The organism is Pseudomonas sp. SIMBA_067 (genome assembly GCF_046534675.1).
GTDB lineage: Bacteria > Pseudomonadota > Gammaproteobacteria > Pseudomonadales > Pseudomonadaceae > Aquipseudomonas > Aquipseudomonas putida.
Genome location: NZ_JAWRYH010000272.1, coordinates 1 through 283 on the forward strand (window position 1 = coordinate 1; position 283 = coordinate 283).

Annotated in this window: 1 protein-coding gene; it reads left to right on the forward strand. The window is 65.7% G+C overall.

Annotation, left to right across the window (positions count from 1 at the left end; translation table 11 throughout):
* A partial coding sequence (locus SB765_RS29050) for a potassium-transporting ATPase subunit C (protein ID WP_410932408.1) occupies nucleotides 1–283 on the forward strand: 283 nt, incomplete at both ends.

Genomic DNA, 283 nt, shown 5'->3' on the forward strand with positions numbered 1-283 from the left:
CCAGCAACCCGGCGCTGGACAAAGCGGTAGCCGATCGCGTCGCTGCGCTGCGGGCCGCCAATCCGCAGGCACCGGCCGCCGTCCCGGTTGAACTGGTCACCGCGTCAGCCAGCGGGCTGGATCCGGATATTTCGCCACAGGCCGCCCTTTGGCAGGCACCGCGTATCGCCGCCAGCCGCCAGTTGCCGTTGCCGCAGGTCGAGGCGCTGATAGATAAGATGACGCATCGTCCGCTGATGCCATTCCTCGGCACACCAACCCTCAACGTGTTGCAGCTGAATAT